Raw genomic sequence first — 15,007 nt, 5'->3', positions numbered from 1 at the left:
ACAAGCGGCTTCAGTTGTTGGAAGGATCGCGGCTAACGCGTCGCCGAGATTTGCCGCTTCCACCGTCGTGCTGATAGATGCCAGGGCGGCTGGCATCGAGGCAACGGCCGCTGGCCCAGATCCGCAATCGTTCGACCGATTCGGCAGCCGTGACGGCAACGGGAACGACGTTCTGAGCTGCTTGGACAAGTGACACATCCAAGAGTGCCGCCAATCGGCAGCAAGCACGGATCTCAGCGCCGGTGAACTGGTCATCCTTGGGACGTCGCTGATTGGGTTCGATCTCGAACAGGTTCAGATAGATGTCCCAGATCGCATCCTTCTCCTCGCGAGTCGGCAAGTCGACGAAGAATACACCGTCAAACCTCTCGCTCCGGCTGAACTCCGGTGGCAGCTTGCTGACGTCGTTGGCCGTACAAACCACGAACACATCGGATTGATGGTCGTTGAGCCAGCCGAGGAACGTCCCGAACATGCGAGCCGCCACACCGGAGTCGCTTTGGCCATTCACACCGGCGAACGCCTTTTCGACTTCGTCGATCATCACCACGCAAGGAGCCATCGCGTCGATGGTTCGCAAGGCGTGCCGTGTTCGCTCCTCGCTCTGCCCGACAAGCGAACCCATCAAGCTACCCACATCGAGAATCAACACGGGCCGTCCGACTTCGCTGCCGAGAGCTTTGCAAAACTGTGACTTTCCGCAGCCAGGTGGCGACAACAGCATCACACCGCGCGGACGCTTGAGCGGGTTGTTGCGGTTGGGTTGCAACAGCGCTCGTTTTGTGAACGCCTTGAGTGCCGACAGTCCACCGAGTCGGCTGAAGTCATCACCGCCGCGATAGAGCTGGAGCGTTCCGCTTTTCTTGAGCATCTGGGCTTTCTGTTCCCAGAGTGTCGCAGCGGTCAGTCGGCCCTCGCGAATGAGGGATAGACTGAAAGCATTTTCGGCCTCGTAACGCGTCAGCCCCACGGCAGCGTCCAGGATCATTTCACGCTCCGGCTCCACCGGGAACTCGCCGTCTTCAGTGGCGATGCCTTCGGCGATTTCCGCCAGTTGCTCGCGATTGGGAAGTTCGTGCTCCAGCACAACAAATAGTTTTTCCAGTTCGACGGGCAAGGAAACCACTGGCGAGAGCACCACGATGATGGTGCGGTTCTGCTTGCCAGTAACGACCTGTTGTGAGAGGGCCTGGACAATCTCGGCCGATTGCATGAAGCGATGAAAGTTCTGAAGTACCAGGATCGCCGTTCCCTCCGGCGAGACGAGTGAGTTGATGGCCCGGATTGCCGGCAACGGATCGCTGGCCCCGGCGTCGGTCTCGGCTCCGGGGATCTTCAAGCCCTGGTCAATGTCCCAAGTTGCCATTCGCCAATCTTCCTGGCGACAGAGTTGAGCCATGGCAACGAGCGCGTCTTGGTGTTCGTGGGATTCAATCCAAAGACCGGTGAAGCACGCGCGAACGTACTCCGCCAGCCGATCGGTAAATGTCATAGACGGACTCCTGTTGAGTGTTGATCGATGGGATGGTTCTGGTCGGTTGATGACGAGCGTCATTCAGCCGAATCCGACGCTTCGTCAATCTGCGATTCGAGTTGGTTGATCTCCCGTTCCAGTCGAGCGATCTTGGTCTGCAACTTTTCCATGGCGTGAAACGCGCGCTTCAACCGCGTCATCCAGCGTTTGAGCGAATCACGAACCTTGGTCAGCTGCTCCCGTTTCTTCTGAAGCCGACGATGTCGGCGTCGGGTTTCTGCATCGGGGCTTCGCGAACGCAATACCCGGCGGCGGACATTGGTCACGATCAGCCCCCTTCCTTGACCGATTGCTGATTTTCGGCCGCTTGATGGAACTCCGCTTTCAGGATTTCATCCGTGTGTTGGCCGAGGGCTCTTTCGATGAAGCGGCTCGCGTCCCGACATTCACTGCCGACAAAGCCTTTGGTTTCGACTTGTGACTGACCGTCCGGTGCAACGATGATCTCGATGGTTTTGCTCATGCAGCACCTCCGACGTTGATGGTCAGCTTCACCGAGCCGTCTTCAAGCGATTGTTCGGTCACGGTGTGGCCCTTCTTGCGAGCTTCGACCTTGGCCTTCTCGACGGCGTATCCCTGAAGGAACCGATCGAGCTGGGTTTGATCGCCCCATCGACCTCCATAGTTGTCGAAGGCGATCTTGGCCGTGTTGACGTCGCAGACGATTGGGTAGCGCCACTCCGGCAACTGCACAGCCCAGCCCGTCGCCGAGCTGCCGAACAACTTCGTATCGCCGAAGACAGGCTCCGGTAGACGTAGGCGATCACACGCCGACCGGATGGCGACGGGATCACGAACTTCGGTCTGAACGGAAACGATGTGCGACATGCGGTCCTCCACAAAGCAACCTGCGGCGAGTCGACCATCAACCCGCCAAGAAACGAAAAAAGCCCCGTGATGACCGAACAATGTCGGAAATCACAGGGCAACAGGGCCGATCAGCCGCTCATGCGAGCTAAGCCAAGGGCATCACCTTACTTGACGCGAAAAGCCCCTAGATTCAGCAGATCCGAACTACCCGCCCCCGCGTTGTGGAAGGACCGGAAAAATGAAAATTGGTCGCTTTCGGTGCGTGCGTAATGTTTGATAGTCTGTGCATTTGCTCTACTCGGGCCGATTTGGCACGTGCCTTGGTCGATGCGATGGAAAAGCTGATTGATACGTGAAAACTGTCATGGTGGCCGGGTTTCTCGGTGTGTCCCAAACATCACTAAGAAAGTACGCCGCCGCCGGGAAAATCCCCGTGCGGATCAATCCGGCCAACGGTTACCGGCTATTCAAGCGGTCGGATTTGGAGAAGTTCCTCAAAGCCGCCGCCGAGCCGGTGAAATCGAACAAACCCAAGAAGAAATAGAACGAGAGAACAACCACCGCATGGATTCATCGCAACTCAACTGGATCGCCGGTTACATCTGGGGTATCGCAGACGATGTGCTGCGCGATCTCTACGTTCGTGGCAAATACCGGGACGTCATCTTGCCCATGACCGTCCTTCGCCGGCTCGATGCCGTTTTGGAGCCCACGAAACAAGCCGTCCTCGACATGAAGGAGTCGTTGGACAAGGCCGGTGTGACAAACCAGGACGCTGCCCTTCGCCAGTCAAGCGGTCAGGCGTTTTACAACACGTCCAAGTTCACCCTTCGTGACCTGCGAGCGCGGGCCAATCAACAACAACTCCGAGCGGACTTTGAAGACTACCTCGACGGCTTCTCGTCCAACGTCCAAGACATCCTGGAAAACTTCGAGTTCCGTAATCAGATTCCCCGCCTGTCCAAAGCCGATGCCCTGGGCACGCTGATCGAAAAGTTGCTCTCGCCCGAGATCAATCTCAGTCCCAATCCCGTGATGAATGGCGATGGCACGGAAAAACATCCGGGACTCGACAATCACGCAATGGGGACGATCTTCGAGGAGTTGGTTCGACGATTCAATGAGGAAAACAACGAGGAGGCCGGAGAACACTGGACTCCACGTGATGCCGTCAAGTTGATGGCGAAACTGATCTTCCTTCCGATCGCCGATCAAATCGAATCGGGTTCCTATTTGTTGTATGACGGGGCCTGCGGAACTGGCGGCATGTTGACCGTCGCGGAAGACACGCTTGCGGAGTTGGCCGAGGAGCACGGCAAAGAGGTTGCCACGCACCTCTATGGTCAGGAGATCAACGCCGAGACGTATGCGATTTGTAAAGCGGACTTGCTGCTAAAAGGCGAAGGGGAAGCAGCTGACAACATCATCGGTGGCCCGGAACACTCCACGCTATCCAACGATGCGTTTCGCTCCCGCGAGTTCGATTTCATGCTTTCCAATCCGCCGTACGGCAAGAGCTGGAAAAGCGATCAGGAGCGGATGGGTGGAAAAGCCAGCATCAAAGACCCCCGCTTCGTGATCGAACACAATGGCGATCCCGAATACTCGTTGATCACCCGCTCCAGTGACGGCCAAATGCTGTTCTTGGCCAACATGTGCGCGAAGATGAAGCACAACACGCCGCTGGGTAGTCGGATCGCTGAAGTTCACAACGGCTCATCGCTGTTTACCGGAGACGCAGGCCAAGGTGAGAGCAACATCCGCCGCTGGATCATTGAGAACGACTGGCTGGAAGCGATCGTCGCGCTCCCGCTCAACATGTTCTACAACACCGGCATCGCAACTTACATCTGGGTGGTGACGAATCGCAAACCCGATGAACGCCGGGGCAAAGTCCAACTGATTGATGCCACGAAGTGGTTCAAGCCACTCCGCAAAAACATGGGCATGAAGAACTGCGAGTTGGCAGACGAGGACATTCAACGAATCTGCGAGACGTTCCTCGCGTTTGAAGAAACCGAAGAATCCAAGATTTTTCCAAATGAAGCCTTCGGGTATTGGAAGGTCACCGTCGAACGCCCCTTGCGATTGGCAGTTGACCTTTCGCCAGAGCGTCGAAAACAGTTCCGGGCCGCGTGCAAGGAGGCGAAAGAGGAACCGCTGGCGAACGTCGTGGACCGCGTGGCTGAATCCCTTGGGCCAGGGCCACATTTGAACTTCAACACCTTCATGGATTCGATCACTGACGATGCCAAAGAGAACAACGTCAAGCTGACGGCCAAACGCAAAAAGTTGCTTCAAAACGAACTGGCTCAGCGAGATGAGAAGGCTGAACCGGTTATCAAGAAGGTTCACAAAAAGGGCAAAGCCGAAGTCGATCCCATCCGGGGATTGTTTGCCAATCCGGTTGGCGACAAAGCCTTGGTATTGGAATACGAGCCGGATAGCGATCTACGAGACACCGAACAAGTTCCTCTGTTGGAGGATGGAGGCATCGAAGCGTTCATTCGGCGGGAAGTGCTTCCGCATGCCGAGGACGCCTGGTTCGATGAGAGTTCAATCAAAGTCGGCTACGAAATCAGCTTCAATCGCTATTTCTATAAGCCGCAACCGCTCCGGTCACTGGAGGAAATCCGGGCGGACATTTTGGCGTTGGAGAAGGAGACGGAAGGTCTGTTGGTTGAAATCGTAGGGGAAGGGAAAAGCTTTTGAAAGACGCACAGAAGCCAGATCACGCAAGCCTCAGCACGATCATCTCCCGGCTCAAAGAGGGGCGCTTTGTCATCCCGGACTTCCAACGTGACTTCGAGTGGGAACCGAAGGACATTCGGGATCTCATGCGCTCGATCTTTCTCGATTACTACATCGGCAGCCTGCTGTTGTGGAAGGGCAAGGACGAGAACTTCGATGCGCTGTCCTGCGAAACGATCTACGGCTTCTCCGGCAAAGCCGACCGGGAACACATTGTCCTCGATGGTCAACAGCGTTTGACCGCCATGTATTACGCTTTCCTCGCACCGGACGAGCCTCTGCCCAACCGGGCCAACCGCTATGTCTATTTTGTCCGTATCGACAAGCTGATGGCGGAGGAACATGACCAGGCGTTCGATTATGCCTGGGCCAAGAACCATGTTCACAAGCTCCTGACCGACCGCACCAATCAATACGCCGAAAACATTTTCCCACTCGCGATCGTTGGCGCGGGCGGTTGGGAACTCCCCAACTGGGTTCAGGGTTACGAGCAATACTGGAACGATCAGCTCAAAGCCGCAACGGAGGCCGACGATGCCGAGGCGATTGAGACGGCGCAACTTCGAGTGAGCGATGCCAAGGAGTTCGGCGAGTTGCTGCTCGGCATCACGCAGCAGTACCAGGTTTCGTACATCGAACTGGATAAGGACATCGCCGTCGATAAGGTCTGCGACATTTTCACGCAGATCAACAGCAAGGGCGTGCAGCTCGATGTTTTCGACCTCATCAACGCGCTCTTGAAACCCAAGGGGCTGCAACTCAAACACATGTACCGCGAGGCGAAATCGCGGCTGGAGTTCGTCGAAACCTCCCGGATGAATGTCTATGTGTTGCAGGTGATGTCCATTCTGCGGCAAGGCTACTGCTCGCCCAAGTATCTCTACTACCTGTTGCCTGAGCAGAAGAAGCTGGTTCGCGCCCCTGACGGTTCACGAAAAACCGAGATCCTGATTCCCGACATCCACGACTTCGAGAAACGCTGGGATGTCGCGGTCAATGCCTTGGAAGCAGCCATCAAGCTGCTTCGCCATCCCCAGGAGTTCGGCGGCATTTCGTCCAGCTACCTCCCATACGTTTCGATTCTGCCGGCGTTCGCCGCCATCCAGTCGCACGCCAAATCGTTGCCGGCTAACGAACGGTTGTCGGCCCAGCGAAAGATTCGGCATTGGTACTGGGCCAGTGTGTTCACCAACCGCTATTCGGGTTCGGTCGAATCCACCAGCGCCCGCGATTTCCTCGACGTCAAGGAGTGGATCAAAGACGATGCGGCCGAGCCGGCTTTGATTCAAGAGTTCAAACAGCGGTTCAAGAACCTGGAGTTGCGGAAGGAAACCCGCCGTGGCTCCTCCGTCTACAACGGCATTTTCAATCTGCTGGTCTTGCAGGGTGCTCGGGATTGGATGACGGGCAATGTGCCGCAGCACGATGACCTCGACGACCATCACATCGTGCCAGTTTCCTGGGGAGGTAAGAACCTTCAAGGGGACGCCGTTCACACCATCCTCAACAGAACCCCGCTCACCCAAGAGACCAATCGCCACGTCATCTGCGATCGACTGCCCAACGAATACCTCCCCGAGATGATCAAGGACAACGGGGAAACGGCCGTGCGGGCGATCCTGGAATCGCACTTCATCTCGCCTGCCGCCCAGGCCATTCTGCTCCGCGATCCGTTTACACCCGACGACTTCGAGGCGTTTATCACCGAACGTCAGAAGACGTTGCAGGAAGCAATCGAGAACCTGCTGGTCAAAGAGCGGCTGGATCTGCCGCCGCAGTTGCGAGAACTCGACGAGAAAATCGAGTTGGTGGAGCTGAGCTTGCGGAAAACGATTTTAGAATCGCTCGACGGTGATGCCGAAAAACTCCCGCAGCATGTCGCTCAGAAAGTGAACGAGCGGATTCAGAAAGCCAGCAAGAAGAACGCCGCGATGGATTCGGAATACTACGAAGGGCTGTCCGGCAAGCTGGAATACTTCGATCTTCGCGAGTTGCAGGACACAATCACCAGCAAGACATCATGGTCGATGTTCTCGGAGCAGTTTGCCAACAAGGAAACTCTGCTCGGCAAGTTCAATCAGCTTGCCGAGCTGCGAAATGGGATTCGTCACAGCCGCACGGTCGATGAAGTCACCCGCAAAGAAGGCGAAGCCGCGATCCTCTGGTTCGAGAAGGTACTCAACAAATGATCGACGGACTCAAACCCCACACGACATACACCGATTCCGGCCTGCCGTGGCTTGGAAAGATCCCTTCTCATTGGGAAGTGCGCCGAAATGGTCGGTTGTTTGTCCAGCGAAATGAAACCGGGTTTCCTGACCTGCCGATTCTGGAAGTTTCCCTGAAGACGGGTGTCCGAATCCGTGATTTCGAGAACTCCACTCGAAAACAGGTGATGTCAGACAAAGACAAGTACAAGCGAGCAAAGCAAGGCGACATTGCCTACAACATGATGCGGATGTGGCAGGGAGCAGTCGGTGTGGCTCCAGTCGATGGTTTGATCAGCCCCGCATACATTGTCGCCAAGCCACTGCCGGAAACAGAATCACGATACTACCAGTATCTGTTCCGCACCGGCGCGTACATGGATGAGGTCAACAAGTTCTCACGCGGCATCGTCTCGGATCGCAATCGACTCTACTGGGAAGACTTCAAACAAATGCCGTCTCCGTTTCCTCCTCCAGAGGAGCAATCGGCAATCGTCCGTTTCTTGGACTACGCCGAACGCCGGATACGCCGTTACGTCCGGGTCAAGCGGCAACTCATTGCAGTATTGAACGAACAGAAACAGGCCATCATCCATTGCGCCGTGACCCGTGGCCTCGATCCCGAGGTGCGTTTCAAGCCGTCTGGGGTTGAGTGGCTTGGAGAGGTGCCAGAGCATTGGGATGTGAAGCGGTGTCGGTACATCTTTCGCGAAGTTGATAAGCGGTCTTTGGATGGCTCTGAACAGCATCTTTCCATGAGCCAGAAGCTCGGTCTAGTTCCTAGTCACCTTGTTGATAACAGAACTCTAGTGTCAGAAAGCTACGCTGGTGGAAAACTCTGTGAAGTCAACGACTTGGTGCTAAATCGTCTGAAGGCACACCTCGGAGTGTTTTCCCTGGCCCGTTATGCCGGCGTGATTAGCCCTGATTACACCGTTCTTCGTGCGTTTGATTCGTCTGGCGTCGAATACTTCGAGCATGTGCTTCGGTCGCCAGCCTGTCGTTTCGAGTTGCGGGTACGCGCAAAAGGTATCGTTGAAGGATTCTGGCGTCTCTACACCGATGATTTCTATGACATTAGGCTTCCCGTGCCCCCATCTAACGAACGAAGGAAGATTGCTGCTTACATCGAAGGAACAATAGGCGATCTTGACCGCGCTATCAGCAATGCTGAGCGAGAGTGTGAACTGGTTCAAGAATACCGATCTCGCATCATTGCCGACGTTGTCACCGGCAAGCTCGATGTTCGCGAAGCGATCGCACTCATCGATGAACAGGAAGAAGTCGAACCCAACGCGGACGAGCTGCTCGACAATGTCGAAACCACGCAAGACATCGAGCTCGGGTCCGAGCCGGAGGAAGTCGAAGCATGACCACCGACCGCTCGATGACAAACTTACGGAGGTAGGCGTATGAAACCATTCTCCATTCTCAGTCCAACCACAATGACGCGGGAACATGAGCGAAATCGAATCTGGGAGGAACCGACACATGTTGATTCGTGAACTGACCCTTCGAGGGATTTTGTCCTTTGGTCCCGATTCTGCGCCGCTTGCAATGCAACCGCTGAATGTGCTGATTGGCCCGAATGGATCGGGCAAATCAAACCTGCTGGAGTCGATCGATTTGTTGCGATCTGCTCCGAAAAAGCTAACTGCTCCAATGCGTGGCTCAGCAGGTAGCGGTGTGCGTGAATGGATTTGGAAGGGAACCAAGAATGGCCATGCCTGCGTTGAGGCAATCGTTAGCTATCCGACGGGGCAGCAGCCATTGCGTCATCGTATAGAGTTTGCTGAGACGGCAGCGAGATTCGAGTTGCTCGACGAAGTGATTGAAAATCAACACGCCGATCCAGGGCATGATGATCCCTTCTTCTTCTATCGGTTTCAGAATGGACGGCCTGCGCTTTCTGTGAGAGATGGCGGCAGACGGCAGCTTCAACGCGAGGATGTGGCCGCAGACGAATCGATTCTGTCGCAGCGTAAAGACCCCGATCAGTATCCAGAGTTGTCGTACCTTGCCAACAAGTACAGTGACGTGCGATTGTATCGCGAGTGGTCGTTTGGCCGCACGTCAGTTTTCCGAAGTCCGCAGTCTGCCGACCTACCAAGTGACAGTCTCGAAGAAGATTTTTCAAATCTTGGCTTGTTCTTGAATCACCTTAGAGGAGTTCCAAAAGCGAAGAAGGCCATCCTCCATCATCTTCGCGATCTGTATGCCGGACTTGATGATTTCGATGTACGAATCAAGGGAGGCACGGTAGAAGTGTTCTTGACAGAACGTGACTTCATTATGCCTGCAAGCCGCCTTTCCGATGGAACTCTTAGGTACCTCTGCTTACTCGCCATACTCTGCGACCCCACCCCGCCTGCGCTTGTATGCATCGAGGAACCTGAGCTTGGATTGCATCCAGACATGCTTCCAAAGATTGCCGATCTTCTTTCCGAGGCGTCGTCACGAACACAGTTGATAGTGACGACTCATTCGGACATTCTTGTCGACGCGATGACCGAAACGCCTGAATGTGTTGTCGTGATAGAAAAACACGATGGAAAGACCGAATGTAAGCGATTGGAGGAGACGGATGAGTTGAAAAAGTGGCTTGAGAAGTACCGGCTCGGGCAGCTTTGGACTCGGGGTGAAATCGGAGGGACACGCTGGTGAGCGCAAAAATCTACATCGAGGGCGGCGGAGATTCCAAAGAACTGAACACGCGATGTCGCCAAGGTTTTCGCAAACTACTGGAGAAGTGCGGTTTTACCGGCAAGATGCCGCATTTGGTCGCCTGTGGGAGCCGAAACGACACTTTCGGAGACTTTTCAACCGCTCATGACGCCGCGGGTGGTCGCCGTTATGTAGCGATGCTAGTCGATAGCGAAGATCCTGTCGCGGACATCGAACAAACATGGGCACATCTCAAAACTCGCGACGGCTGGGATGCACCAACTGGCGCGACTGACGACCAAGTATTACTCATGACGACGTGTATGGAGACGTGGATCGTCACGGATAGAAACGCACTTCGGGATCACTATTCGGGGTGCCTGCGCGAGAATGCGCTTCCGCCTCTGGCAAACATGGAAACTCGCACGCGAGGAAGTGTTCAGATCGCGATTGTTCAAGCGAGTCGCGACTGTAAGAACAAATACGAGAAAGGGAAACGATCTTTTGAAATCTTGGAGAAACTCGACCCTGAACAACTGAAAGATCATCTACCGAGTTTCGTTCGGCTCAAACGAGTCCTCGGGGAGAAGTTATGACGACCGACACTAGCGAACACGGCCTCGAATCCCTGATCGTCAAGCACATGCTGGTGTCGGGCTGGATCGCCGGCTCGCCCGGCGACTACGACCGGGCCTACGCCATCGACTTGGTGCAACTTCGGGAGTTCATCGAAGCTACCCAGGACTCCCTCCTGGACGCCCTCGACCTCGGGAACGACAGCCCGGCGCGGCGGAAGTTTCTCGCCCGGCTTCAAGGCGAGATCACCAAGCGGGGCACGATTGATGTGCTGCGGAATGGCATCAAGCACGGTCCTCACCACGTCGACCTGTTCTATGGCACGCCGACACCAGGCAACACCAAGGCCGAGGAACGCTTCGCCGCCAACCGGTTTAGCGTCACCCGGCAACTGCGGTACAGCCGGGATGAAGCCCAACTCGCGTTGGATTTGGGCTTGTTCATCAATGGGCTCCCGATTGCCACGTTCGAGTTGAAGAATAGCCTCACCAAGCAAACCGTGGATGATGCCGTTTGGCAATACAAGAAGGATCGCGACCCGCGCGAGCTGCTGTTCGAGTTCGGCCGCTGCGTGGCCCATTTCGCGGTGGATGACCACGAAGTCCGATTTTGCACGCAACTCAAGGGCAAGGCGTCCTGGTTTCTGCCGTTCAACAAGGGTTACAACGACGGGGCTGGTAATCCACCCAACCCGAATGGTTTGAAGACCGACTATCTTTGGAAGCAGATTCTCACGCCCGCCGGACTGACGAACATCCTGGAAAACTATGCCCAGATCGTCGAGTTCAAGGATGACAAGACCGGCAAGAAAAAGCGGGCTCAGATTTGGCCCCGGTATCATCAGCTCGACGTTGTACGAAAACTGCTGGCGACAGCCGGTCAAGCGGGTGTCGGTCACCGCTACTTGATTCAGCACTCGGCCGGCAGCGGCAAATCCAACTCCATCGCATGGCTCTCGCATCAACTGATCGGCTTGAACAGAGACGACAAGGAAGTTTTTGACTCGATCATCGTCATTACGGACCGGCGCATCCTTGACCAACAGATCCGGGACACGATCAAGCAGTTCGCTCAGGTTGGCGCGACGGTTGGTCACGCCGAGCACTCCGGCGATTTGCGAAAGTTCATCGCCGGCGGCAAAAAGATCATCATCTCGACCGTGCAGAAGTTCCCTTTCATCCTGGATGAAATCGGCAGCGACCATCGCGGTCGGCGATTCGCGATCATTATCGACGAAGCCCACTCCAGTCAGGGCGGAAAAGTGGCGGCATCGCTGAACGTCGCTCTCTCCGAGGCTGGTGAAGAACAAAAAGACGAGACGACCGAGGACAAAATCAACCGGGTCATGGAAGCTCGCAAACTGTTGCCGAACGCCAGCTATTTCGCGTTTACCGCCACTCCCAAGAACAAAACGCTGGAAATCTTTGGCGAACCGTACCAGGAAGGCGGCGAGACCAAGCATCGTCCCTTCCACTGCTACACGATGAAGCAGGCGACGCAGGAAGGCTTTATCCTGGACGTTCTGAAAAACTACACGCCGGTCGCGAGCTATTACAAACTCGTCAAGGCCATCGAGGATGACCCCGAGTTCGACACGAAGAAAGCCAAGAAGAAGCTGCGCAAATACGTGGAGAGCCATGACCACGCGATCCAGATCAAAGCCGAGATCATGGCCGATCACTTTCAGGAACAGGTGATCGGGCTCCAGAAGATCGGTGGAAAAGCTCGCGCCATGGTCGTCACCAGCGGAATCAAGCGAGCGATTCAGTATTACCACGCGATACGCGACTATCTGAAGGAGTGTAAAAGCCCGTACAAGGCCATCGTCGCGTTTTCGGGGGAATACGAGTACGGCGGCCAGAAAGTCACTGAAGCGTCACTCAATGGATTCCCCAGCAGCAAAATCGCCGACGCCATTCAAGAAGATCCCTACCGGTTCCTGATTTGCGCCGACAAGTTCCAAACCGGCTACGATGAGCCGCTTCTCCACACAATGTATGTCGATAAACCGCTGTCGAGCATCAAAGCGGTGCAAACACTCTCCCGGCTCAACCGGGCGCATCCGCAAAAACACGATGTGTTCGTTCTGGATTTCATGAACGACACCGACACGATTCAGGAAGCGTTCGCACGGTACTACCGCACGACGATCCTCAGCAAAGAGACCGATCCCAACAAGCTGCACGACTTGAAGAACGACCTGGATGGTTACCAGGTTTACGGTCCAGAGCACATTGATGAGTTGGTGACCCTTTACCTCAACGGCGCGGATCGGGATAAGCTGGACCCGATTCTCGATGCGTGCGTCGCCACATACAACGAGGAGCTCGACGAAGACGGTCAGGTCGAGTTCAAAGGCAAAGCCAAGGCGTTCTGCCGAACGTATGATTTCCTCGCGTCGATCCTGCCCTACACCAACGCTGGCTGGGAGCGTTTGTCGATCTTTCTGAACTTCCTGGTGCCCAAGCTGCCAGCTCCGAAGGAAGAAGATTTGTCGAAGGGGATTCTGGATTCCATCGACATGGACAGCTATCGCATCGAGAAGCATGCGGCGATGCAGATACAGTTGGCTGACCAAGACTCCGAGATCGACCCGGTGCCGATGGGCGGCGGTGGCTTCGGTTCCGAGCCGGAACTCGACCGGCTCTCGAACATTCTCAAGACGTTCAACGACCAGTTCGGCAACATCCCGTGGACCGACGCCGATCGCGTCCACAAACTGATCACCGAGGACATCCCGGCCAGAGTCGCCGCCGACACCGCCTATCAAAACGCCCAAAAGCAGGGCGACAAGAGCAAAGCCCGCATCGAACACGACGCCGCTTTGCTCCGCGTCATGGTGGGGCTTTTGAAGGATGATACTGAGCTGTTCAAACAGTTCAGCGACAACGAAGGTTTCAAACGCTGGCTCGCGGATACCGTATTCGGTTTGACGTATGAGGGAGATGCTGCATGACATCAAACTCCTTCAGACACTGGATTCCGATCTGGGCTTTGGCCCTGAACTGGCTAAGGTGCAGGTTGTTTGAAGGCGCATTGTGGGCACTCCCGTGATTCAAAAATGAAAAAATGGATGGCATAACCGTGGCTACATTTTGGACTAACAAATCTGTGCAGCCTTTCGCCCAAGGCGGTGACCCGGTCGCTGCGTTGATTGATCGCGCAAACGATGTTGTCTTGGAGGCTGTCGAAAACGGTTGGACAGGTCCACCCTTCGACACGTTTGAGTTGGCGAATCTCCTCGGCATCGCCGTTATCCCTTGCGAGTCGATTCGCGATGCCCGTCTCGTCGCAATGCCGAGAGATCGCTACCGTATCGAATACAACCCTCTGCAACCGCAATCGCGAATCCGGTTTTCGATTGCTCACGAAATCGCCCATACATTCTTCCCTGATTGTCGCGAGATGGTTCGCAACCGGTCAGCGAAACATGAAATCGAAGGGGACGAATGGCAACTTGAAATGCTATGCAATGTCATTGCCTCTGAGTTACTGATGCCGATGGGGAGCTTCCCCGAGATTGGAGACGCCGAATTTTCGATCGACAATCTGCTGCGACTCCGCGCACGATTCCAGGTCTCAACCGAAGCGGTTTTGTTGCGGTTCCTCAAACTATCAAGAACTCCGTGTGCTGTGTTCGCGGCATCCGGTCAGCAAAGTAGTTCGTCCTCCTTGAAGATAGATTACGTCAGGACTGCCAACGACTGGAATCTGCCATTTCACAGTAGTTCGAGAATCCCAGCTTCCAGCGTTGTCAACGAGTGCGTGTCTATTGGATTCACAGCAAAGGGAATGGAAGTATGGGATTCTCACCTCGGCGAAATGCGAGTCGAGTGCGTTGCGATTCCATCGTACCCCGGAGCAGACCAGCCTCGCGTCGTGGGCTTGCTCGCCCCAGCCGTGGCTGAGACGCTTGAACTTCCCACCATTCAGTATTTGAACGGTGACGCCACTTCTCCTCGCGGTGATGGAGACCGCATCATTACGCATGTTGTGAATGACGCCACACCTCGATGGGGTGGTGGTTTTGCCCGTGTGGTCGGCCAGTCTTGGCCGGAAGCGCAGCAAGACTTCGTGTCTTGGGTTGAGCAAGATCGAAGCCGGCTTCGCCTTGGCAATCACCGTTTGTTCCAGGTTGAAGATGATCTTTGGGTATTTCACATGGTGGCACAACACGGCTACCGGCAATCATCGCGCCCTGGAATTCGGTACCACCATTTGGAAACTTGTTTGAGAGCGCTGCATGACGCAGCCCACGACCACATGGCGTCGGTACACATGCCGCGTATTGGATGTGGTCAAGCAGGTGGGAACTGGCCGGTCGTTGCCGAGTTGATAGATGACATTCTGTGCCGCAATGGAATCGATGTGACTGTTTACACGCTTCCATCCGAACGGGCTCAATGGGAACGGCCTGATCGTCAGCGAACCCTCTTTGATTTGGCAGATTCCGAATGAACTAAGG

At 55.3% G+C, this 15,007-nt stretch carries 12 protein-coding genes; 8 read left to right on the top strand and 4 right to left on the bottom strand.

What is annotated here, in order from left to right; translation table 11 throughout:
* Positions 1-10: 10 nt before the first annotated feature.
* From AC5DDB_RS01540 to AC5DDB_RS01525, 4 genes are read right to left on the bottom strand one after another with little or no spacing between them, the layout of a single operon-like run.
* A complete protein-coding gene (locus AC5DDB_RS01540) occupies positions 11-1,492 on the bottom strand; it encodes an AAA family ATPase (protein WP_491737904.1) in 1,482 nt (493 codons plus the stop codon).
* A 59-nt stretch (positions 1,493-1,551) separates the two neighbouring features.
* Positions 1,552-1,800, bottom strand: coding sequence for a hypothetical protein (locus AC5DDB_RS01535; protein WP_491737903.1), 249 nt, complete (start codon positions 1,798-1,800; stop codon positions 1,552-1,554).
* Between the two features lie 2 nt (positions 1,801-1,802).
* Positions 1,803-1,997: a DUF2997 domain-containing protein gene (locus AC5DDB_RS01530; protein WP_491737902.1), complete on the bottom strand. Its 195-nt coding sequence runs from the start codon at positions 1,995-1,997 to the stop codon at positions 1,803-1,805.
* Positions 1,994-2,362, bottom strand: a complete 369-nt coding sequence (locus AC5DDB_RS01525) for a DUF1257 domain-containing protein (RefSeq protein WP_491737901.1) — start codon at positions 2,360-2,362, stop codon at positions 1,994-1,996. Before AC5DDB_RS01525 ends, AC5DDB_RS01530 begins: the two co-directional genes overlap by 4 nt.
* A gap of 334 nt (positions 2,363-2,696) precedes the next feature.
* Between AC5DDB_RS01525 and AC5DDB_RS01520 the strand changes: the two genes are divergently transcribed.
* From AC5DDB_RS01520 to AC5DDB_RS01485, 8 genes are all read left to right on the top strand, one after another.
* Positions 2,697-2,888 carry a helix-turn-helix domain-containing protein gene (locus tag AC5DDB_RS01520; protein ID WP_491737900.1) on the top strand — a complete coding sequence of 64 codons (192 nt, stop codon included), beginning with the start codon at positions 2,697-2,699 and terminating at the stop codon, positions 2,886-2,888.
* Between the two features lie 20 nt (positions 2,889-2,908).
* The gene (locus AC5DDB_RS01515; protein WP_491737899.1) at positions 2,909-5,056 is read left to right on the top strand and encodes a type I restriction-modification system subunit M; all 2,148 of its coding nucleotides are present in this window, start codon (positions 2,909-2,911) and stop codon (positions 5,054-5,056) included.
* On the top strand, positions 5,053-7,284 hold the full coding sequence (locus AC5DDB_RS01510) for a GmrSD restriction endonuclease domain-containing protein (protein WP_491737898.1): 2,232 nt from the start codon (positions 5,053-5,055) through the stop codon (positions 7,282-7,284). The genes AC5DDB_RS01515 and AC5DDB_RS01510 overlap by 4 nt, the downstream gene beginning before the upstream one ends.
* The gene (locus AC5DDB_RS01505; protein ID WP_491737897.1) at positions 7,281-8,675 is read left to right on the top strand and encodes a restriction endonuclease subunit S; all 1,395 of its coding nucleotides are present in this window, start codon (positions 7,281-7,283) and stop codon (positions 8,673-8,675) included. The genes AC5DDB_RS01510 and AC5DDB_RS01505 overlap by 4 nt, the downstream gene beginning before the upstream one ends.
* 118 nt (positions 8,676-8,793) lie before the next feature.
* A complete protein-coding gene (locus AC5DDB_RS01500) occupies positions 8,794-9,966 on the top strand; it encodes an AAA family ATPase (RefSeq protein WP_491737896.1) in 1,173 nt (390 codons plus the stop codon).
* Complete coding sequence (locus tag AC5DDB_RS01495) at positions 9,963-10,562, top strand: DUF4276 family protein (RefSeq protein ID WP_491737895.1); 600 nt, start codon at positions 9,963-9,965, stop codon at positions 10,560-10,562. The genes AC5DDB_RS01500 and AC5DDB_RS01495 overlap by 4 nt, the downstream gene beginning before the upstream one ends.
* Positions 10,559-13,498, top strand: a complete 2,940-nt coding sequence (locus AC5DDB_RS01490; protein ID WP_491737894.1) for a type I restriction endonuclease subunit R — start codon at positions 10,559-10,561, stop codon at positions 13,496-13,498. The genes AC5DDB_RS01495 and AC5DDB_RS01490 overlap by 4 nt, the downstream gene beginning before the upstream one ends.
* A 128-nt stretch (positions 13,499-13,626) precedes the next feature.
* Positions 13,627-15,000 (top strand): ImmA/IrrE family metallo-endopeptidase, encoded by a 1,374-nt coding sequence (locus AC5DDB_RS01485; RefSeq protein WP_491737893.1) that lies wholly within the window; start codon positions 13,627-13,629, stop codon positions 14,998-15,000.
* Positions 15,001-15,007 lie beyond the last annotated feature (7 nt).

The organism is Thalassoroseus sp., from assembly GCF_984380535.1.
The sequence above is the reverse complement of the archived record's forward strand: the minus strand, read 5'-3'. Positions and strand labels throughout refer to the sequence as shown.

Excerpts from the sequence above, each read along its gene's own strand:
- AC5DDB_RS01540 (WP_491737904.1), bottom strand. The coding sequence starts at position 1,492 with ATGACATTTACCGATCGGCTGGCGGAGTACGTTCGCGCGTGCTTCACC.
- AC5DDB_RS01500 (WP_491737896.1), top strand. The coding sequence starts at position 8,794 with ATGTTGATTCGTGAACTGACCCTTCGAGGGATTTTGTCCTTTGGTCCC.
- AC5DDB_RS01525 (WP_491737901.1), bottom strand. The coding sequence starts at position 2,362 with ATGTCGCACATCGTTTCCGTTCAGACCGAAGTTCGTGATCCCGTCGCC.
- AC5DDB_RS01490 (WP_491737894.1), top strand. The coding sequence starts at position 10,559 with ATGACGACCGACACTAGCGAACACGGCCTCGAATCCCTGATCGTCAAG.
- AC5DDB_RS01530 (WP_491737902.1), bottom strand. The coding sequence starts at position 1,997 with ATGAGCAAAACCATCGAGATCATCGTTGCACCGGACGGTCAGTCACAA.
- AC5DDB_RS01505 (WP_491737897.1), top strand. The coding sequence starts at position 7,281 with ATGATCGACGGACTCAAACCCCACACGACATACACCGATTCCGGCCTG.
- AC5DDB_RS01515 (WP_491737899.1), top strand. The coding sequence starts at position 2,909 with ATGGATTCATCGCAACTCAACTGGATCGCCGGTTACATCTGGGGTATC.